This is a genomic window from Sphingomonas sp. JC676 (genome assembly GCF_014489075.1).
Taxonomy (GTDB): Bacteria; Pseudomonadota; Alphaproteobacteria; order Sphingomonadales; family Sphingomonadaceae; genus Sphingomonas.
Map to the genome: position 1 here is coordinate 1 of NZ_JACTGR010000012.1, position 21,548 is coordinate 21,548.

The 21,548-nt window shown below is 66.7% G+C and carries 11 protein-coding genes; 7 read left to right on the top strand and 4 right to left on the bottom strand.

Annotation, left to right across the window (positions count from 1 at the left end; genetic code table 11):
* The first annotated feature begins 596 nt into the window (after positions 1-596).
* The 3 genes from IAG41_RS22575 (at position 597) to IAG41_RS22585 (ending at position 2,177) form a co-directional block, all read left to right on the top strand.
* Positions 597-806, top strand: a complete 210-nt coding sequence (locus IAG41_RS22575) for a helix-turn-helix transcriptional regulator (protein ID WP_187730959.1) — start codon at positions 597-599, stop codon at positions 804-806.
* 156 nt (positions 807-962) lie between these two features.
* A complete protein-coding gene (locus tag IAG41_RS22580) occupies positions 963-1,748 on the top strand; it encodes a hypothetical protein (RefSeq protein WP_187730960.1) in 786 nt (261 codons plus the stop codon).
* 159 nt (positions 1,749-1,907) lie between these two features.
* The gene (locus tag IAG41_RS22585) at positions 1,908-2,177 is read left to right on the top strand and encodes a hypothetical protein (protein WP_187730961.1); all 270 of its coding nucleotides are present in this window, start codon (positions 1,908-1,910) and stop codon (positions 2,175-2,177) included.
* Positions 2,178-2,293: 116 nt separating this feature from the next.
* Here the strand turns inward: IAG41_RS22585 and IAG41_RS22590 are convergent, their stop codons facing one another.
* Complete coding sequence (locus IAG41_RS22590; protein ID WP_316251213.1) at positions 2,294-2,638, bottom strand: DUF488 domain-containing protein; 345 nt, start codon at positions 2,636-2,638, stop codon at positions 2,294-2,296.
* Positions 2,639-3,782: 1,144 nt separating this feature from the next.
* Between IAG41_RS22590 and IAG41_RS22595 the strand changes: the two genes are divergently transcribed.
* From IAG41_RS22595 to IAG41_RS22605, 3 genes are all read left to right on the top strand, one after another.
* Positions 3,783-12,200: an SdrD B-like domain-containing protein gene (locus tag IAG41_RS22595; RefSeq protein ID WP_187730963.1), complete on the top strand. Its 8,418-nt coding sequence runs from the start codon at positions 3,783-3,785 to the stop codon at positions 12,198-12,200.
* Positions 12,197-15,826 (top strand): OmpA family protein, encoded by a 3,630-nt coding sequence (locus IAG41_RS22600; RefSeq protein WP_187730964.1) that lies wholly within the window; start codon positions 12,197-12,199, stop codon positions 15,824-15,826. The genes IAG41_RS22595 and IAG41_RS22600 overlap by 4 nt, the downstream gene beginning before the upstream one ends.
* A 105-nt stretch (positions 15,827-15,931) precedes the next feature.
* The gene (locus IAG41_RS22605) at positions 15,932-16,417 is read left to right on the top strand and encodes a hypothetical protein (RefSeq protein ID WP_187730965.1); all 486 of its coding nucleotides are present in this window, start codon (positions 15,932-15,934) and stop codon (positions 16,415-16,417) included.
* On the opposite strand, the gene IAG41_RS22610 is transcribed toward IAG41_RS22605, so the two are convergent.
* Genes IAG41_RS22610 through IAG41_RS22620 form a run of 3 tightly spaced genes read right to left on the bottom strand, consistent with a single transcriptional unit; the run spans position 16,407 to position 20,611 of the window.
* Positions 16,407-18,605: a CHASE2 domain-containing protein gene (locus IAG41_RS22610; protein ID WP_187730966.1), complete on the bottom strand. Its 2,199-nt coding sequence runs from the start codon at positions 18,603-18,605 to the stop codon at positions 16,407-16,409. The genes IAG41_RS22605 and IAG41_RS22610 overlap by 11 nt on opposite strands.
* A gap of 3 nt (positions 18,606-18,608) precedes the next feature.
* Positions 18,609-19,913 (bottom strand): FecR domain-containing protein, encoded by a 1,305-nt coding sequence (locus tag IAG41_RS22615; protein WP_187730967.1) that lies wholly within the window; start codon positions 19,911-19,913, stop codon positions 18,609-18,611.
* A gap of 2 nt (positions 19,914-19,915) precedes the next feature.
* On the bottom strand, positions 19,916-20,611 hold the full coding sequence (locus IAG41_RS22620; protein ID WP_187730968.1) for a response regulator transcription factor: 696 nt from the start codon (positions 20,609-20,611) through the stop codon (positions 19,916-19,918).
* A gap of 630 nt (positions 20,612-21,241) precedes the next feature.
* On the opposite strand from IAG41_RS22620, the gene IAG41_RS22625 reads away from it, so the two are divergent.
* The coding region (locus tag IAG41_RS22625) for a glutathione S-transferase C-terminal domain-containing protein (RefSeq protein WP_262408854.1) at positions 21,242-21,548 on the top strand (307 nt) is incomplete at its 3' end.

The window sequence follows — 21,548 nt, forward strand, 5'->3', positions numbered from 1 at the left end:
GGGACTACAGGGCAGCGACGCCCAACCCGCCAGATCGAGTGCCGGAGGCAAAACGCCGCCGCGCGGCGCGCGGCGTCCACCACGAAAGCAGCGCACCAGCGTTGCCCGGCTCCGAGGGAGCCCACTAAGACGCACTCTCGAATCCCGACGGCCGGCGGGGCGGCGTGTGCGCGCGCCCGTGCGCCAGCCGCCGCCCCGCCCTCCGGCCGGATCGAGTGTGCCACGCGGTAACCAAGGCGCTGCGAACCCTGGTGGCTTCCGAAGGAAGTCCACAGTGTGCGCTCCATCTACCCCGCGTTCCGCTGGCCTTGCTTTTTCGAGCCTCCCGTCAGGCGGGCGTCACCCGATTGGGCCGAGACGCACCTGCGACTCGGCGGCGCGAAGCGGCGTAGGATGCGGTCGCGCGCAGACGCGAGACGCTATGAGACACTTTCTGCGCCAACGGGGCATTTGCGCGATACCGCCTTTATGCACGCACAAGCGCGCCTTCGCCCTCACTCGACATCAAGCTGAGTCTCAGCCCCTTGCACTTCCTGGATAATCGCAATCCTTCATCGTCCCGCATCTGCTCGTGACACGCGATGAAGGACCTTGCCATGACCGAAGACGACCGCATCATCCGCATCAAGACCGTGCTGGATCGCACCGGCCTCAGCCGCTCGACAATGTACCGAAAGATGCAGAACGGCACGTTCCCGAAGAACGTCCAGATCAGCACCCGCTGCGCCGGCTGGCGGGAGTCCGCCGTCAACGCCTGGCTGCGCAATCCGATGTTCTATGAGGCGAGCGAGCAGGACGGCGCCTGAGCTGAAACGATATTCGGCCTCCGCGCTCTTGCGGAAAGCCGTAGACTAGGCGGTGATTGACGTCGCGAGCACCGACTCAGGCCGCCGGTCGGGGGCTTGGCGGATGACAGAAGCGGGTTTGCCTGATTTACTCAGGCCCCGATCGCTGGAGCACCGATGTCCGTCAGAATTATCTTCGCCATGATGCTGGCGCAGGCCGTGCCCGGTTCGAATATCGGAGCAACTGCCCCCAAACCCCCGGGCGATCGGATGGTCCCGTTGCTGGAACGCAAGGGCAGTCCCGGACAATTTTGCACCGCGGATACACGCTGGTGCGTATCGCTCGACGCGCGTGGTGGCGACGAGCAGGTTCTGCCTATCGTCCAGGCAGGCGATGCCGCGCGCTCGATGCCACAAGCACCGTCCGAAGACACCTCCAACGAAACCCACACCGTCTGGCCGAACCTCATCATCCTCCAGGACGGCGGCTTCCTGGCCGGCGTCGAGACGCAGATGAGCACCGGCTATTCGGGGGGCGGCGGCAGCGCCAGCGACCTTCACCTGTTCCGCATTGCGACTGACGGGCAAGCCGCTGCGCAGCCTGTTCTGAGCGTGCCCGTTAGCGGCTCCTTGATGATCCGTGCCTGTTTCGGCGAAATGGATATGAAGCGCCGCCTGGGCGCCTGCCATGACGAATATAGTTTCTCGGGCAAGCTCAGTCTGTCGCACGGGACCACCGCCGGTTTGCCGATCCTCGCTTATGGCACGGATGCGCAGGCTTTTCCGCGGGGCGTTTCGCGGCTCGAGGATTCCACCCAGAAGCCGCGGTTGAAGAAATCCGATCTCGTGCAGGAACGCGATCCCGAATGCAGCTACGCGCGGACCTTCCGCTTCAATAGTGCGGCTGGCATCTACGAACCGAATTCGCCGTTGCCCGACTGCTCGGCCTATACCATCCCATGATTGTGGGATAAGCCCACAAGATTGCAGTCTAATACGGGATCACGGATCCCGACGACGGCGTCCTGGCCGACGTCGCTCCGAGGATTGCGCCACCGGACCTCCAGCGCGCGCTGCTCGTGATCAACCCGATGCAGCTCTATTGGCCCGGCGAGGCCGGGCTTGCACCAGATGCCAATGTGCGATCAAACTGCTGAGATGCCCGAAAAATATCCACCGCAAGCTATCCTGGGCACCATGATCAAGCTGGCTGAGGAACAGCCGGACCTGACCCTCGAATCCCTGTGCCTGTCGCTCGCCCAGTTGCTGTCCGATCCCGCCCTCCAGACGATTGACGGTGATTTGTTCGGCGAAATCGTCATGCTCGGCGCCTCCCTGTGGCGGCACACCGATGAATTCCGAAAGGCTGGCGACGGCTCAAACCTGCATTAGCTTGCGCGAGGTCCTGCCGGAGACTGGCTCGTCACCCTGGTGAGGCCGTGATCGAAATGCCGGGCGCTATTTAACGCTGCGAGCAATGGGTTCAATCAGCGCTCCGTTTCAACAATTCAGGCGAGATCGCTCTCGAGAAAGGCTGCCAGCGCGATGGCCTCGTTATGCTCCCGATCTTTCGCGGCATATAGCAACGTCACTGGCCCCGATTGGGCCAGGTCGCGCAGTTGCGAGACCGCCGAAGAAGTTCGAAGCTCCACAAGATACCGCGTCTGGAATTCCTCCCAGCGATCCGGTCGATGGCCAAACCATTTGCGCAACGCAGTGCTTGGAGCTGCCTCCTTGAGCCAGAGGTCGAGCGCGGCCTCTGCTTTCGTGAGGCCCCTCGGCCACAGTCGGTCGACAAGGACCCGAACGCCATCGTCACCGGCCCTGGGCTCGTAGACTCGCTTCGTGTTCACGGGGTGGTGCATCCTGCTCACCTCTCGGCTCAGCGCGGCTCGGTGATCCCAGCCGTCAAAGGCCTAGCCCGAACCCTGGCTGGGGCTGCCCTAAATCCGAACAGCGGCGGCGAAATATCTGCCGCCGGATCACCGTAACGCATGAGGATGACCTGGGTGTTCAGTTGGTTTGCCGGACGTCTGCGTTGCGCCAGGGGGAACCATGAGCGATCGGACCGCCACGTCACCCGCACGCCGGATGGCGGCTATGTGTCTGTCGCTATTGCCGCGCAAGGATGAAGCGCCGTGCCAAGCGGGATTGGCACGTAATTCTCCGAAAGGAGTTCAAGGCGCTCACCCGCTGATCGGGAGAGCATTTCGGAGGTCGACGACAGCGGCCCGGTGACCGGGACGGCCACAGGTCGCCCATCGCTCGACATGGTTACGCTGTCGACAACTTGCTCTTCGGAAGGATCGGAATCGCGGGCCTTCGATTCCTCGCCGCCATCAACGTCATCAAGCCCGGATTCGCGCGCCGATCGGTCGACTCGTGGTGCGCTTGCGCCCTGCGGCGTCTGCCGAAACATGGCGGCCAACGCTCGCTAATTTCCGCTCTCTGCATCCTCACCGCCAGAGGCATCCGGCTTCTGCCCTTGGTCAAGGTCTGGCTCCCGCGGTTCGATTTGCACAGACGGACGCGAAGATGGAGCGTCGGTTGCGGCGCCTGCCGTCGGCGGATCGGCCTCCCGCGGCCGGCTCTTTCCGTCATCCATCTGCCATTCGAAATGCGCCAATAGGCGCGCGATGCGCCGTAACGATGCCACGGCGATCAGCGTTCCCGGGCGGCTCGCGACCGCCTCGGCATAGATATATGATTCTTGAGCATGGGCTTTCCCGTTGCGCGCGCAGGACCGGCCTGCCGCTGGCGATCGGGCTTGCGTACGGCCTCATAACGGCTCTCGCGTTGCCCGTTGGCAGCCGTGTAGATACATTCTTGGGAGCTCCGTTACAATCCAGTAACTATTGTAAAATCATGTAACATCAGTGCGTTGGTTGTAGATCCTTAACCTCGAACCGGCCATCGAAACCGCGTCCGTCTCATTCGAGCCGAACGGGGGATCGTGTGAAAAAGCGTTTTGCAGCTGCTTGCCGCAGCTGGTCCGTTGTGCGTCGCATCCTGGTGGTGCTGGCGCTTCTGGCGCCACTCCAGGCGTTCGCGGCCGACCTGCAGGTTTCCGGTTATAGCTGGCTTCCCGACCCCGTTCCGAACGGCGCCGTGACGCAGTTCACCGTGCGCGTCACCAACAATGGACCCGGGACCGTCTCGGACGCCGTGGTGACCATCGCGGTGTCGAGCCGCTTCCGCGTCGCTGCAGGTGATTTTCCGTCCTACTGCGCCCTGTCGGGGGCCATCGGCTCCCAAATGCTCACCTGCAGCCTTCCGACGCTCGCGGTCGGCGACCGGACCTTTACCTACAGCGCAACCGCCATCGCAACCGGTTCGGCCAACACCACCGCCACGATCTCCAGCGCCACCGCGGGCGATAGCAACGCGGCGAACGATGCGCTCACCGTCACGCCGGCGGTGCAGACCGGTGCCGACCTTTCGGTGGTCAAGAATGACGGGCTGGCAACCCACACCCTGGCTGCGGGCGGCATCATCTCATACCAGATCGTCGTCACCAATGCCGGGCCGGATACGACCTCGGCGATCCGGCTGACCGACAATCTGCCGCCCGCCTCGGACTTCCAGTATCAAAGCGCAGGCGGGACGAACTGGAACTGCTCGAACAGCGGTACCACCGTCACGTGCAACTATGGCGGCGGCGCGGCGACGGGTGCGCTGCCCACGATCACGGTCACCGGCAAGGTGATCCGCCAGTCGAGCGGTACCATCACGAACAATGCCTTCGCCTCGCTGACCAATCCCCTCGTGCTCGATCCCGACGCGGCGAACAATGCCGCGGCACCGGTCGTCACCACGATCCTCGAGGGCAGCGATCTTCGGGCGTCCAAGGCGATGCCGGCCACGATCGTCGAAGGCAGCGGCACGACGATCAACCTGACGATCTTCAACGACGGACCGCAAGCGGTCGCCGGGGCGACGATCAGCGACACCATCGCTTCGAACTTCACGCTCGGCACCATGCCGGCCGGCTGCGCCGCTACGGGCCAGGCCGTGACTTGCAACGGGGGGACGCTCGCCAGCGGCGCAAGCCGCTCCTTCGCGATTCCCGTGACGGCGGACAGCCCGACCGCGGGCAACCAGACTAACAGCGCGGCGATCAATCTTCCCGCCGGGTTCGCCGACCCCGATTTGATCAACAACATTGCGACGGCGCCCTTCCGGATCGTGCCGCCGACGGCGGATCTCAGCGTCAGCAAGAGCAAGACGCCGAACCCGGTCGCGGCAGGCGGCGACATGACCAGCACGATCACGGTACGCAACAACGGCCCATCGGCACTGAGCTATGCCCCAGGCACGCCCATCCGGATCACCGACGCGGTGTCGGCCGACGAGACCCTCGTCTCGTCGAACGCGGCCTGGAGCTGCGCGCAGCTGGGTAACGTCATTACCTGCGATAGCACGGGGTCGGGCACCCTGGCGCTGAACGCCACGCTCGGCCTGTCGCTGGTGACGCGCGCCAGCGCGACCGCGAACGCCGACCTCAACAACACCGCCTGCTCTGGTGCCACCGGCGGCTCGCTCGCGACCCCGGCCGACACCAATGCGGCAAACGATTGCAGCGGCGCGGGCGTGCGCGCCACCACCGTCACGACCGACCTGACCGTGGTCAAGGAAGTCGCGCTCAATCCGGCGGGACCCTGGAGCCAGGCCCCGGCGCTCACAATTCCGGCAACGAGCGCGAGCTTCTATATCCGCCTGCGCGCCAGCAACCTCGGCAGCGCCCCGGCCGGGACCGTCACGGTCACCGACAGCCTGCCGAACTCGCTCAACGCAACCGGCTATGTCACCGGCTTCGGGCAGATCAGCGCGTCGAGCGGGAACACATCCTACACCGCGTCGAGCGGCCAGATCAGCTGGACGCTGACCAATCTCGGCGCCGGCGCGACCGAAACCGCGATCGTGCGCATCGACCGGCCGGTGAACAGCGGCACCTTCACCAACACGGCGAACATCACCTCTTCGGACACGATCGACAGCGACAACAGCAACAACAGCTCGCAGGCACAATATACCGTCGCGCCGCTCGCCGACATGCAGGTGACCGGCAAGTCGATCTCGCCCAATCCGGCCCGGGTCGGCGTGGTCTCCACCTATACGATCAGCGTGCGCAACAACGGCGCCAACCCGGCAGCCAATGTCGTGGTCAGCGACACCATCGATCCGAGCCGCTTCGAGCTGGTCGGCAGCCCCGCCTCGACCAAGGGCGGCAGCAGCTGCGGCAAGGACGACGCAACCGGCGTGATCAGCTGCAGCATGGGCCAGTTCACCCGCGGCCAGGCCTTCCAGGTCACGCAGCAGGTCCGCGCGCGCTTCCCGTTCGGCGGGGCTACGACCGGTTTCCCGATCAGCCACACCAACATCGCCAATGTCGCCACCGACACCGACGAAAGCGACACCACGAACAATAGCGGGCAGGTGACCCACAACGTGACGGCACCGGGCTATGATCTTGCAATCACCAAGCAGGAGCCCGGGCCCGAGTTCGACCCGCTGCGCTTCGGCGAAGAGCTTGTCTACGATCTGCGCGTATCCAATTTCGGCCCCTCGCGCGCAACGAACGTCGTAGTTGCGGACGTTCCGCAGCCGCCTTCGGGCTATTCGATGACGCTCGCCGGGTTCAGCGTGAACCCTGTCGGCGCCAGCGGAGGCTTCACGCTCTACGCGCCACCCTCGCCCGCATGCGTCCAGAGCGGCGCGAATGTCGAATGCCGCCTCCATGCGAGCTCGACCGCCGGCAATTATCTCGACGCGCTCAACCAGGTGATCTTCCGCCTGCGCTTCACGCCGGGCGGACCGGCGCCGACCGGACCTTTGACCTTCACCGACGAGGCGCAGGTCACGGCGCTCGAGCAGGACAATGTGACGGTCAATCAGGCCGACAGCCAGCTCGCCAACAACCGCGCCGTCCAGACCACCACCGTGCTGCCCTCGGCCGACCTCGAGGTCGTGTCGAAGACCCGGGTCGGCGCCTCGCCGGCAAGTATCAACGAGCCCGTCGAATATGCGATCGTGATCCGCAACAACGGCATCTCGCCGATCAATCAGGTGCGCGTGACGGACACGCTTCCCGCCGGCTTCGAGCTTGCCGGCCCCGCCCCGACGGCGACGGCTGCGGGCGCAGCCAGTATCGGGTCGATCAACTGCACCGGCACGACCTCGATCCTTTGCACGCTCGACGGCAGCTTCCCGCCCGACGGGAGCCTGGTGACGCTGCGGCTGCGCGCGCGCGCCACCTATCCCTATGCGGGTGCGCTGCTCACCGATCAGGTCAACACCGCCTCGATCGCGCCGGGCCTCGACAGCGGCGGGCAGGAACTGGCGCGCGACGCCGTTCCGGCCAATGACAGCAAGACCGCGGCCGTCCAGATCGCCCAGTCCTCGCTCGCCGGCTCGGTGTTCGATGACGCGAATCTCGACAATGCCGTCCAGGCGAGCGAAGGGCTTGCGGGCGTGACCGTCGTGCTGAGCGGGACCGATGCCTGGGGTAACCCGGTCGCACCGCGCACCCTCGTCACCGATGCCGGTGGCAACTTCCTGTTCGATCGCCTTCCGGCGGGCACCTACCAGATCGTCGAGACCCAGCCGGCCGGGCTGCTCGACTTCCGCGAGACCGCGGGCAGTGTCGGCGGCGTCGTGAACAATGGCGCGTTCGGCAGCGCGGCCGCCACCAACAGCATCACCGCGATCAGCCTGCCGGCGAACACGGCCGCGACGAGCTATCTCTTCCAGGAGACGCGCGCGGGATCGATCGAAGGCACGGTCTGGCGCGACGCCAACAATAATGGCGCGATCGACTTGGGCGAGACCGGCGTGGGCCCGGGTGAATTCGGGGCGACGCCACAGATCCGTCTGACAGGGTCCGACTATGCGGGCGGCGCCGTCAATCTGACCACGACCGTCGATGCGAACGGACATTATCGCTTCACCGACCTGCCGCCATCCGACGCGACCGGCTATACGGTGACGCAGCTTGTCCAGCCGACTGGCCTTTCGGACGGCCTGGATACCAATGGTGCCGGCACCATCGTCGCCGGCTCGGCCGGGCGCGCAGCCCCCGAAGACGTGCTGGTCGGCACGCTCGCCCCCGGCCAGGCGCTCACCGAGCGCAACTTCGGCGAGATCCCGACCTCGACGCTGTCGGGCATCGTCTTCCTCGATCCCAATGGCAACGCCACCCGCGATGCCGGCGAGAATAGCGGCCTTGCCGGCGCGGTGATCCGCCTGACCGGCACGAATGACCTCGGCCAGGCAGTCGATTGCTCGATCACGACCGACGCCACCGGCGCCTATAGCTTCCCGGCATCGAGCGCTGCCGATCCTTCCTGCCGCGCGCTGCGGCCGGGCACCTATACGGTCACCGAAACACCACCGCCGGGCCTTGAGCATAGCGGCGCGTTCATCGGCAGCGCCGGGGGTAGCTCGGGCGGGGCAAGTGGCGCGAATACGGCCGCTCCCGGCCAGGCGAATTCGAGTGTCAGCGGCGTCGTGATCGGTGCCGGAACCACCGCCACGCGCTATGATTTCGGCGCCACCGGCCGCGGCATCGGCGGGTATGTCTATCTCGACCGCAACAATAACGGCGTGCGCGATCCCGGCGAAGTCGGCATCGCCGGCGTCACCGTCACGCTTTCCGGCGCCACGGCCGCCGGACAGGACGCGTGCACGCTGATCGCCTGCACTGCGACGACCGACGCGGCGGGCAACTATCTGCTCGTCAACGTGCCCGGCTCCTCCCCGGCGGGCTACACGCTCACCGAACAGGCCCAGACGACGGCTCCGCTCTCCGCATTTGCGGACGGCACCGACGCCGCCGGCCAGGTCAATGGCAGTGTCCACGGAACCGCCGGCAATGACGCGATCACCGGCATCACGCTTGGAGCGGGCGACCTCGGCATCAATTACGCATTCGGTGAACGCGCGGGCTCGCTCGCCGGGGCGACCTATATCGACGGCAATGATGACGGCATCCGCCAGCCCGGCGAGACCGCACTCGCCGGCATCGTCGTCACCCTGTCGGGGACGACCGCGACCGGCCAGGATGTCTGCCTCGCCCGTGCGGCGCTCGATCCGGCGCTCGGCTGTACCGCCACCACGGGGGCTGATGGCGGGTATCGCTTCGACGATCTTCCGGCCGGGAGCTATACGCTCGTCGAGAGCCAGCCCAGCGCCTATGCCGATGGCCGCGAGAGCGCGGGAACACCGGGCGGCAGCGTCAACAATGGAAGCTTCGGCAGCGGCGTCGCCGAGAATCGCATTGCGACCGTAACGCTCGGGAACGGCACCGCCGGCACCGGCTACGACTTTGGTGAGCGCGCCATCACCATTTCGGGCCGGGTCTTCAAGGATCCCGAGCGCGACGGGTCGGACGCGGGCAGCGAGCCGGCGATCCCCGGCGTGACGATCACCCTGCGCCAGGGCGGCACTGTCGTCGCGACCACCGTCACGGGTCCGGACGGCGGCTATCGATTCCAGAACCTGCCCGCCGGCAGCTATACCGTGGAAGAGACCCAGCCTGCCGGCTATGGCTCCTCGACCTCGGACAGCCGCGCGATCAACGTGACTGCGGGCATCAATCAGACCATCGACTTTGGCGACACGGTCTCGACCCTCGCCGGTTCGGTCTTCCTCGACTCGAACAGTGACGCGGTCCGCGGTGCGGGCGAACGGGGATTGGAAGGCGTCACCGTGCACCTCACCGGCACCACCGCGGGCGGCGCCTCCGTCGATCGCACAGCCACGACCGATGCGACCGGCAACTACCGGTTCGACGACCTCCTGGCGGGCACCTACTCGGTCGCGGAGACGCAGCCGGTCGGCTTCGGCGACGGCAAGGACGCCGCCGGGAGCGTCGGCGGCAGCGTCGCGAACGACAATATCTCGGCCGTCAGTCTGCCCACCGGCACCGATGCGTCCGGCTATGTGTTTGGCGAGCAGGGACAGGCGCAGGGCGGTGTCGTCTATATCGACACCAACCTGAACGGCGCTCAGGATTCCGGCGAACCGGGCATTGCCGGCGTTGCCGTCGAGCTCCAGAAACCCGACGGCACGGTCGTCCAGACCGCCACCACAGCTGCCGATGGGCATTACAGCTTCACCGACATCGAGGCGGGAGACTATGTCGTCGTCGAGCAGCAGCCGCTCGGCTATGGCGATGCCGAGGAGCATCGCTCCAATCGCGCGACCCTGACCGTCGGTGTCGGTGCCCCGGTCGCTCCGGTCAACTTCGGCGAGCGCGTCGGCTCGCTTGCCGGCGGTGTCTACAACGACACCAACGGCAATGGTCGCCGGGATACGGACGAGCCCGCGATCCCCGGCGTCACCGTGAAGCTGACGGGCAGCGACGCTCGCGGCAACGCGATCACCCTCACCACCGTCTCGGGCGATAATGGCAGCTATCTGTTCACCGGCGTTCCGGGCGGCACCTACAATGTCGTCGAGACGCAGCCCGCGGGCTATGACGACGGCATCGATACGCCCGGCACTGCCGGCGGTACCGCGGCGGGCGACACGATCAGCGCGGTCTCCCTTGCGGCGGCACAGGATGCCACCGGCTATCTGTTCAGCGAGCGGGGCGCGGGCGCGCGTATCGCCGGCCGCGTGTGGCTCGATCGCGATCACGATCGTGCGCTCGATGCGGGCGAGCCGGTCTATGCCGACTGGATTGTCGAGCTTCACCTCGGCGGCGCGCTGATCGGTACGACTCGCACAGGTGCCGACGGGGCCTATGCCTTTACCGGCGTCGCGCCGGGGGCCGGCTATCAGGTGCTGTTCCGCAATCCGGCGAACAACGCGATCTATGGCAGCGCGCGGCCGAACGAGACCGGCGCGGCGATCGCCGAAGGCGTGGTGTCGCCCTCCAACCCTGCCGGCGCACGCACCGAGGACGGGACGCTCTCCGAACTCAAGCTCACGCCGGGTGCGGACGTGCAGCAGCAGTCGCTGCCGCTCGACCCGTCGGGCGTGGTCTATGACTCGGTGCGCCGCGTGGTGGTGCCTGGCGCAACGGTCCGCATAACCGGGCCAGCCGGGTTCGACCCCGCGCTCCATCTCCTCGGCGGCACCGCCAATGCCGGCCAGGTCACCGGCGAGGACGGTATGTACCAGTTCCTGCTGCTACCCGGCGCGCCCGCGGGCACCTATACGCTCGCGGTCACGCCCCCGAACGGCAGCTACAATCCGGTACAGCCCTCCAGCATCATCCCGCCGTGCGTCGGACCGCTCGCCGTCGGCGCGATGCCGGATCCGCTGCTGGTCTCGAGCTATGACGGTGCGCCGCCGACCTCGGCGCTCGCGACCTGCATAACCGGCGGGCAAACCACGGCCTATTATCTGAGCTTCACGCTCACGCCGGGAACGTCGGCCAACGTCCTCAACAACAATCTGCCGATCGACCCCATTCTCGAAGGCGCGATCGTCGTCACCAAGACGACGCCGATGGTAAATGTCAGCCGCGGCGGCCTCGTGCCCTACACGATCACGGCGCGGAACACGCTGGCGGGCGCGATCACGGGCATCACCTTGACCGACCGGACGCCGGCGGGCTTCCGCTATCGGGAAGGCAGCGCCACGATCAACGGCATGCCGGTCGAGCCGCAACAAGCGGGTCGCCTGCTCAGCTGGCCGGCCCAGAACTTCACCGCGGGCGAGGAAAAGACGCTCAAGCTCGTGCTCACCGTCGGCGCCGGCGTGGGCGAGGGCGAGCACGTCAACCAGGCATTCGCGGTCAACGCGCTCGTCGGCGCCACCGTATCGAATATCGCGGACGCCGCGGTGCGGATCATTCCGGATCCGGACTTCGATTGCACCGATATCCTCGGCAAGGTCTTTGACGACCGCAACATGAACGGCACCCAGGATGAAGGCGAGCCAGGCCTGCCGGGCGTGCGGCTCGTCACGGTGAACGGACTCCTCATCACCACTGACGCCCAGGGCCGCTATCATGTCACCTGCCCGATGATTCCGAACGAGGATCGAGGTTCGAACTTCATCCTGAAGCTGGACACGCGCACGCTGCCGACCGGCTACCGGATGACTACCGTCAATCCAGAGACGGTGCGTCTCACCCGCGGCAAGTTCGCCAAGCTGAACTTCGGCGCGGCGCTCGCCCGCGTCGTCCGGGTCGATGTGAATGCCGATGTGTTCGAGGGAAACAAGGTCGCTCCGTCGTTCCTCGCCAGGGTCGACGCGCTCATCGTCACGCTCGCCGAGAAGCCCTCGATCCTGCGCATCGCCTACGGCGCCGCGGGCGAGCCATCGGGCCAGGTGAAGCGCCGCGTCGCGGCATTGCGCGAGGCCGTCGAGCAGAGATGGCGAGACAAAGGCGATCGCTACCGCCTGATCATCGAACAGGAGACCACGGTCCGCAGCAGCACCGCGAAGGGAGACGCGCAATGAACCGCCTGACTCTCCGCACCGCCCTCGCGCTCGGCGTCGGCATTTCGCACCTTGCTCTGGGTACCGCCCTGGCCCAGACGGCCGAACCTTCGGACCATTGCGGTACGCCCGAGCGCCCCTGCGGCCCGCTCGTCGACGACGGCGGTGAAGACACGCGCGGCCTCGCGCCCAACCTCGAACGGGGCGCCGCCGAGGGCGCGTTCCGGGTCACCGTGGATGGCGCAGGTGACCGCGCCACCGCCGCCGACGCGCAGCGCGGCGCCGATGTGGCGCTGGCTAGCGACCGGATCGACGTCCAGGTCACGACGCTCGAGGCTAAGCCGATCCTGAGCCTGGTGCCGGCGCGGCCGGTCGTGGCGCCGGGAGAGGTGGTCCAGTTCCACCTGTTCTCCAATTATACCGCGTTTATTGCCCGCGCCGAGCTGCGCATCTTCGGCGCCGGGGACAGCATCGAGGGTACGCCGCTGACCCTGGTTCCGGTCACGTTCGGAAACCCGGTGAGCTGGAAGGCGAACACAGGCGCCGGCACCCAGCTCCGAGTGGTCCTGCGCGCCTACGATGCCAAAGGGCGTTTCGACGAAACGGCACCGCAAACGCTCTCCGTCTCCGCGGCTCCGTCGGACGGATTGCGCGATACGCGGACGGGACCGGTCTTCGAAAATCAGCGCATCACGGGCAACATCCCGGTGGTCGGCAGCGAGGTGACCGTCAGCGGCTCCGTCGAAGAGCAGGGCACGCATGTCCTCGTGTTCGGCACGCCGGTTCCGGTCGACCGCGATCTGCGCTTCGTCACCCAGCAGATCGTTCCCGCCGGAACGGGCTCGGTTGCGGTTCGGATCGAACCCCCGGGCGGTCCCGCGCGTGAGCATAGCCGCGACCTCAACCTGCCCAAAAGCGACCAATTCTTCGTCGGTATCGCCGATCTCACCGCCGGGCATCGCAGCTTCGATGCCGCCAAGCTCGACCTGCAGGGAACCGACACCGCCGATCCGCGCAAGGACTTCGTCGATGGGCGGCTGGCCTTCTATTATAAGGGCCAGCTCTCCCAGACCTGGCGCCTGACGGCATCGGCCGACACCGGCGAGCATCCGCTGTCCGACGTGTTCGACGGCTTCCTCAAAAAGGACTCGCGTTCGTTCCTGCGCCGCCTCGACCCGAATCTTCATTATCCCGTCTATGGCGACGATTCGACCACGGTCGAGGACGCGCCGACCTATGGCCGCTTCTACACGCGTCTCGAGAGCCCCACCATCGTCGCCATGTGGGGCAACTTCCAGACGCTGCTCCCGGGTACCGAGCTGATCCGCTACCAGCGTGCGCTCTATGGCGCCAATTTCGGCTTCCGGCCCTCGGCCATGACCAGCTTCGGCGAGCGCCGGACCGAAGTCACCGGCTTCGCGGCGGATCCGGGCACGATCGGGACGCGTGAGGATTTCGCCTCGACGGGCGGCTCGGTCTATTATTTCCGCAACCGCGACCTCTCGCAGGGATCCGAGCGCCTTTTCGCCGAGGTCCGCGACCGCGATTCGGGCCTCGTGCTGGAGCGACGCGAGCTCGTGCCGGGCCGCGACTATGAACTGAACTATATCCAGGGCCGCGTATTGCTGCGCGAGGCGCTGCCGATCACCGCCGATACGAGCATGTTCGTTCGCGATGCGTCTCTGGCGGGCAATCCGGTCTGGCTCGTCGCCACCTATGAATATGTGCCGGGCCTGACCCGGCCGGATGCGCTGACGATCGGCGGACGCGCCCAGCAATGGTTCGGCGACATATTGCGCGTCGGTGTCACCGGCTATCATCAGGGCCAGGATCAGGCGCAGCAGGACCTGTACGGCGCCGACCTGCTGCTGCGGTACAGGCCGGGCACCTATCTGCGCGCCGAATTCGCTCAGTCCGATGGCGCGGGCAGCGGAGCCTCGCTCTCCTCGACCGGCGGGTACGACTTCACCCAGCTGACGACGGCTCCACGTACATCGGATGCGCTGATGCTCGAGGGCGCGGCGGATATTGCAGAGATGTTCGGCGGCGGCGACGGGAAGATCGCCGCCTATTGGCGAAGCCGGGAGGCCGGCTTCTCCGGCCCGGGCGAGCTAACCTTCGGCGAGAGCCTCGACCAATATGGCGGTAGCGCCGATATCGCGATCGCCGGTGGCACCCGCTTCAAGGCCAAGGCCGACATCACCGATGGAAGCGTGACCGACCGCGAAGCGCTCGAAGCCGGCGTGACGCACCAGACGACCAATGGCGTGTTCGGCAGCATAGGCGTGCGCTCCGACAAGCAGCAGGGACAGGCGACGGCGTATACGCCCTATCCCGCGGCGCCTGGCTTCCAGGGCGCGCGCACGGATATCGCCGCGAGCATCGGCTATCGCCGCACGCCGCAGCCTGTACCGGCCGAGCAGGGCGAGGCGACGCAGAAGCGTGCCATGCCCTGGGCGCTGTCGGTCTTCGGGCAGAAGACGGTTGATCGCGATGGCGGACGGCTCGAGAACGACCGGGTCGGCGTGGCGGGCGAGCTGCAGCCGACGCGCCGCCTAACGCTGGCGGGCGAGGTGTCCGACGGCGATCTCGGGACCGGCGCCAATGTGAAGGCGAACTACGCGACCGGCGATCGCGGCTCGCTCTATCTGGCTTACGCGCTGGCGGCGGAGAATCCCGACGCCTTCACCTCCGGCAGGCTCGGCCGCCTCACGGCCGGCGCGCGGCGGCGGTTCGGGAGCAGCACCAACGTCTTCGCCGAAGGGCGCTACGAGCATGGCAGCGGCCCGACCGGCTTCACCCAGGCCTATGGCGCCGACTTCACGCCGATCCCAGGCTGGACTTTCGGGTTGCGCTACGAGACGGGGTCGCTCGCGGATGCGCTCGGCGGCCGGATCGATCGCGAGGTCGTCGGCGGGACCGCGGATTATGGCGGGAAGCGGCTGCGGTGGTCGACGGCGATCGAATATCGCACCGACGGCAGCGCTACCTATGGCGACCGGACCAGCTGGGCGACCCGCAACCAGGTCACGTTCCGCGCGACCGATGCGCTGCGGCTTTTTGCCAAGGCCAATGTGTCGCTTTCCGATGGCGGCCTCGGCAGCGATCAATCGCTCGACGCCGATTATTATGAGCTGGTGGCAGCGGCGGCATATCGGCCGACCAGCGACGACCGGCTCAATCTGCTGGCGAAATATACCTATCTCGCCGATGAGCCTTCCCCGGCACAGGTCGACCAGCTCGGGCTGAACCTAGACTATGCCCAACGAAGTCACATCGCCGCGATCGACGGCACCTATCAGGTGACCCCGCGCCTCGCCCTGGGCGGGAAGGTCGCCTACCGGGTCGGCGAGCTGCGCACCTCGCGCGATGCGAGCGCGCCATGGTTCGACAGTCATGCGACCTTCTGGGCGGTGCGCGCGGACTATCGCATCATCGGCAAATGGGACCTGCTCGCCGAAGCCCGGCAGCTGTCGAGCCGCGAGGCGGGCGACGCGCGTCTCGGCGCGTTGGTCGGCGTTTACCGCCACATGGGCGACCATGTGAAGCTCGGGATAGGCTACAACTTCACCGACTATTCGGACGACCTGTCCGACCTCAGCTATGACGAGCGCGGCTTCTTCGTGAACATGATCGGCAAGTTCTGACGCTTCACCGACCCCCGGGCGAAGCTCGGTTCGCGCCGCCGCCGAGTTGAGACTCGGCGGCGGTTTCGTCTATGCCGCGCGGCGAACAAGGTGAAGGAGACGAGCATGCACGCACGGCACGCGATCGCGGGAGCGTTGCTGAGTCTTGTCGGCGCATGCACGTCTCCGCTGACCCGGGAAGGCCGATTGCCGCCGGCCGCGGCAGAGCTTGCAGATCCGACCTATGTCCTCGCCGCCCAACCGGCCGAAGGCGATGCCCCCGCTTCGGATGCCGTCGCCCTGGTTCGCGCCGCGCTCGCGTCCAAGGGATATCGCGAGGCGCCTAATGGCCATTACCGCCTGGAGGTCGGTCTCGCGGTCGCACCTGCCGCGCTTGACATCGGGCGCGGCGAGGCCGCCGAACCGCCGGCGGTCGACGCCGCCCGCAACCCGATCGTCCTGTGCCGTCCGCGACGCCATGTGCTCACCGTGGGCATGATCGATCGTACGAACGGGGCGGTATTGTTCCGCAATGTGGCGGCTGCCCGCCACTGCGGCCCGGCGCTAGAGGAGATTCTCCCCAGGATGGCGCGCGCCGCGGTCAACGGGTGACGGAAGCGGCGAATTCCGGAAGTACGAGGGTGAAGCGCGATCCATGCGGCGAAACGGCAGAATGTTCGAGCCTTCCGCCATGGCGCTCGGCGACCGCCCGCACATAGGCGAGCCCCAGCCCGACGCTCAGGCCCGGCCCGGACGCGGCCAAAGGGCCGAAGCGGCCGGTGAGATCCGCCAGGCGCTCCTTGGGGATGCCGGGACCGCGGTCTTCGATCCAGGCCTCGAACATCGTTGCACCCTCGGGAGAGGTCTCCTCGATTCCGTAATGGATCTCGGCGCCGGCCGGGCTGAACCGCACCGCATTGTCGAGCAGGTTGAGGAATGCCCGGGTGAGCGCGTGGCGCTCGCCGGCGACGCAGCAGGGCTCGCCGGGCCGCACGACGATCCTTACCCCCTTCTGCGTGGCGAGCGGCCACAGCGCGTCGCTCGCCTCTCCCAGGCAATCATGAAGATCGGTCTCTTCGGGCGCGAATCGGGTTTCGCGAAGCCGTGCGAGCTGCACGAAATTCTCCGCAAGTCCGAGTGTGCGCTGCGCATGATAGGCGATCTTGTCCGCGACTTCGCGCGTCAACCGCTCCTTGTGATTCGATCCGCTCTCGGCGGATCCCTGGAGCAAGGTGAGGATCGATGCCTGTGGCGAGCGCATGTCGTGGCTGAGAAACTCGAGGGCCTGTTCCCGCTCGCGCTCCACGGTGCGGATGTCGGTAATCTCGGCCAGGAGATGGATCCATCCGCGTTGTCCGCCGTCGGCACCGGCGAGCGGCGTGCGGCGGTGGGAAAAGTGCCTGCCGTCGGCTGATAGCAGGTCCCTGGCCGACGGAAGGCTGTAGAATGCCGCACGCAGCTCGGCATCGCTTGCAAGGAGCGCTTCGGCGCGGCGGTTGGCGACCAGCACCTCTCCCTCCATCGTGGTGACGACCAGCGGATCGGCCACGCCTTCGACAGTATCCGCCACGAGGCGCTTCAGATCCCGCAGCGCGGCAATCGAACCGCTGAGCGCAGCGGCATTGCGGCCCGCATGGTCGAGCGGATGCCCGGCCGCCGCCGCCGGCTCGCCGACGTCGACCGACAGGCTCGAGAGCTCGCCGGCGATGGCCTTGTCGATCGCGTGAAGCCGTCGCCATCCCCAGAGCGGATATACGAACAGGACCCCGAGCAGGGCTGTCGCGGGCGGAATCCACAAGCCGGTGGTCGCGATGAGCAGCACCGGCCCTAACGCGACCAGCGCGAACGTTGCCAGCGCCGCGATGAGGGCACGCGAGGGCTTGAGGCGCCAGAACAGGAACAGCAGGAAGATTGTCGGTAGGGCAGCAGCCGCCAGCCGCACCGAGAGTGGCGCCTCGCGGACGAAGCGGTCGGCGAGCATGGCGCTGAGCAGGTTCGCCTGCACTTCCACTCCGGCGAGCGTTCCCGCGCCCGCCACGTCGTGACGGTCTCCCAGGCCCCCCGCGGTTGCGCCGACCAGGATCAGGCGGTTGCGGATGAAATCCGGGGGCAGGCGGCCGGCGACAAGGTCGCTGAACGACACGCTGCGCCACGCGCCGGCCGGGCGATAGGGGACCAGCACCGACATGTTCGCCCGGGCCCTGGCGTGCTGCCAGGCAGGCGAGGAGCGACCGAATGCCAGCCGATAGGTCTGCTCGACGAGATGCGGCCAGCTGCGCGCCCCGTCGTTGACCTCGAGCAGCGCGGTGCGGGCCGTTCCGTCTTGGCCATGGGGGAGGGCCACCTGCCCCAGGGCCGTCGCGGCTTCGGCGATCGGCGCGATCGGCGGCGTGGTGTCCAGATTCTGTCCATCGGGGCCGGGGGCATCGAACAGCACAGGCAGCGCGACCTTGGTGCCGCGCAGGGCACGGGCGAGCGCCGCATCTTCCCCGGCCGTGCGCCCCGGCTCGGTGAACAGCACGTCATATCCCACCGCCGCGGGGCCTGCCCGGGCGAGCGTCTCGAGGGCCCGCGCATGCGTCGTGCGCGGCCAGGGCCATTGGCCGAGCGCCGCGAGGCTCGCATCGTCGATCGCGACGACAAGAATCCGGTCCGAGGCCGGCGGCGCGCGCAATCCCACGACAAGGTCGTACAGCGCGTCGTCTGCGCGCGAAGTTGCCCCGCTTAAGGTGAGGCCCAGCGTCAGTACCAGCACCAGCAGCGCGACCGCACACCATTCGACCAATAGCCGCCGGAACAAGCTCTAACGCCTTCGGGACCGCGACGGATCGGTGATCGTCAGTTTCTCCGGATCGGTCCAGCTTTCGGTGACCTCGCCGTCCTCGACCTGCACCAGACCCACGCGCCAATAATAAACATCGGCCGGAAGCTGCCGCAGCGTCAGCACATCGCGCTCCAACGCGACTTCGTCGACCACGGGCATGCCGTCGGGCCGTTTGCGCATGAGCTGGAATCGATATCGCCGAACACCGCTGCCCGCTCCGGACCAGCGGAAGCGGTAGCCATCCTCCCCCGCCTCGACGGTTGCGTGGATCGATGCGAGCCGACGGGTGAAGCTGTACGACTGCGCGAGACCTTCGAGACCGGAGCGGGCGATGGCCGATACCCGGACGAACAGGTTTCCGTTCGGGATGTCGTTGAGCGCGAACGCGCCGTCGTCGGAAAATTGCTCCGCGATATTGTCGACGAAGCCGGCATCGGATGCGATCACGACACGGTAGCGCACCGCGCTCGCGAGCTTGCGGGCCCGAAACTCCACAGTGTCCCGGGTTTGTAGCGTCGCCGGATCGTCGAGCTCGGGCGCGCCGAGCAGCTTCTCGACCCGAGGTTCACCTGCCGCATCCAGCGTTGCGCCGATGCCGCGCTCCAGCTCGGTCGAAGCCGCAAGTTCGGCCGCCGAAAAGGCGACGATGCCGGCAAGGACCTCGGTCGCGGCAGTGCGATTCGTCTCCTCGAAGGCCACCCGGAATTCGGTGCCACGCACCGCGGTCATGCTGATCGGCGTGTGGATGCGATAGCGACCCGAGGGCTGGTCGAGCGGCGTGACCTTGGTCTCGAGCCGGCCCTTCTCCACATCGATGCGATAATCGATCGCGCCGGTGAGCAGGATCCGATGCAATTCGCGGATCCGGACCCGGCTCTGCGACGGGATCACCACCTGCGAGCGATCGGCCAGCATCAGCGTGGCGAAGCTGTTGCCTGCCGTCGCCAACTCCATGCCCTCACCGATGCTGGCGCCGGGCGACGGGGAAATGGCGCGGCCGCCGATCGAGAGGCTGATCGTGCCGCGATAGCTGGCGAGCCGCGCGGGCTCGACCTTGAAACGCAGCCAGGATCGCGGAATGAGGATGCGCCGCCCGATCGGCAGCCGCCTGGGGTCGCGCGTCGCCGCGAGCTTCAGCAGAGCCCGCCACCGTCGTTCCGGCACGAGGAAGCTCCGGCTCAACCGGTCGAGCGTGTCGCCGCGGCGAATGATGTACGCGACTGACTCGCCTGCAGGGACCGGTGACACCGTTGCAGCGGCCTGAAGCGCGACCGCAAGAAACATGCTTACCCCTCTGCCCCGAAACGCTCGATCCGATAGCCATAACCGGAAATCGCGACGATGCGGTAACCGTTCTCCGGAGTCAGCTTGAGCTTCGTGCGAATTCTGGAGACATGCATGTCGAGGGTGCGCGTCGAAAGATCGGCGGAGCTCTGCCAGATCGTCTCGAGCAGATAGCTCCTCGAGAGCGCGCGATGCATGTTCTCGAAGAGGGTTAGCGCCAGCTGGAACTCCTTCGCGCTGAGCGCGACTTCCTCTTCCTTGACGAGCACGCGTTCGGTGAGCCGGTCGAAGGAATAGGGCCCGAATTGTAGAACCCGTTCCTGCGCCGCGCTGGGCATTGCCCGTCGCAGCACCGCCTGGACCCGCGCGACGATCACCGAGGAGCTTTCCGGCTTCACGACATAGTCGTCGGCCCCCGCGTGCAGCGCCGCGGCGATATCGTCCTTGTCGGACCTGCTCGTCAGCATGATGATCGCAGTGCTGCGGGAGACCGCCTCCCGGATCGACCGGAGCAGCTCCATCCCGGAACTGTCTGGAAGGTTCCAGTCCAGCAGGATCAGGTCGAAGGTTTGCCTGCGCAGGGCCGCGAGCAGTGCAGCGCCGTTACGAAAGCCCGCACAGGCATGCCCGGCAGCACTCAAGGCCGCCGCCGCGAACTCGATCACGCCCTCGTCGTCATCGACGATCGCTATCCGCATGCTGGGTCCTCGCGCCGGCTCAAAAGGGCTGGGCCAGGGGTGCCCCAGCCGGGTATCGCCAACCGGCGCGGGACCATTGGTGCGGGAACTCGAGAACGGCGCGGGCAGCAAACAGAACGGCCTGTCCTATAGTGATGGTATATCCGGCGGCGGCGCGCTGACCGGTCGCGCGACGGTGCAGGCGAGCGTGATACGCGATACCCGGGCCGCATTCTGCAGAATCTGCAATTGCGGATGAAACTCGGGAACCGACCTTCGACATGTGCCGCTGCTAGCAATGGGGCGGAAATGCGACAATCGCACCATTGTAAACAATTGTAACGAATCGCAGGGATTTCCGTTACGTCACGGCCGCGCTGCGGTGGCACGTGGCATCGTCAGGATGGACGGATCGCTTGCACAGGCCATCGACGCGAAGGGCATGGGCCACGGCCGTGCCGAAGCAATATGGGGTCGGCTTCCGCTGCAATTATCATTGGCGAGACGGGAAGCGTCAAACCGCAACCCTTCCTCGACGTCATGCCGAAAGCTCGCGGGACCCGATCACTATCGGTTTACAAGAATTTACGTCCGGCGTCTGGCGGGTACGTTCCGAGCGGTGCCGAAGAGAGGCTGCGCTACACCCACTTCATGCACTACGCCGATGGCTCGATCACGCCGCAGGTGGTGACGCTGGTCGTGCTCGGCCGGATGGGAGAAGCGGTCCAAAGCGGCATCGACGCCGTTCGTGGCGGCCTGGCCTTTCATCTGTCCTGGCTGGACAGCGAGCTCGGCTCGCGGCCCTGGGTCGCGAACGACAGCTTCACCGCTGCCGATATCATGATGAGCTTCCCGATCGAAGCGGCGCGCCTTCGAGCCGGGCTCGACTGGACCTACGACAATCTCGACGCCTGGCTCCGTCGGATCCAGGATCGCCCCGCCTATCAGCGCGCGCTTG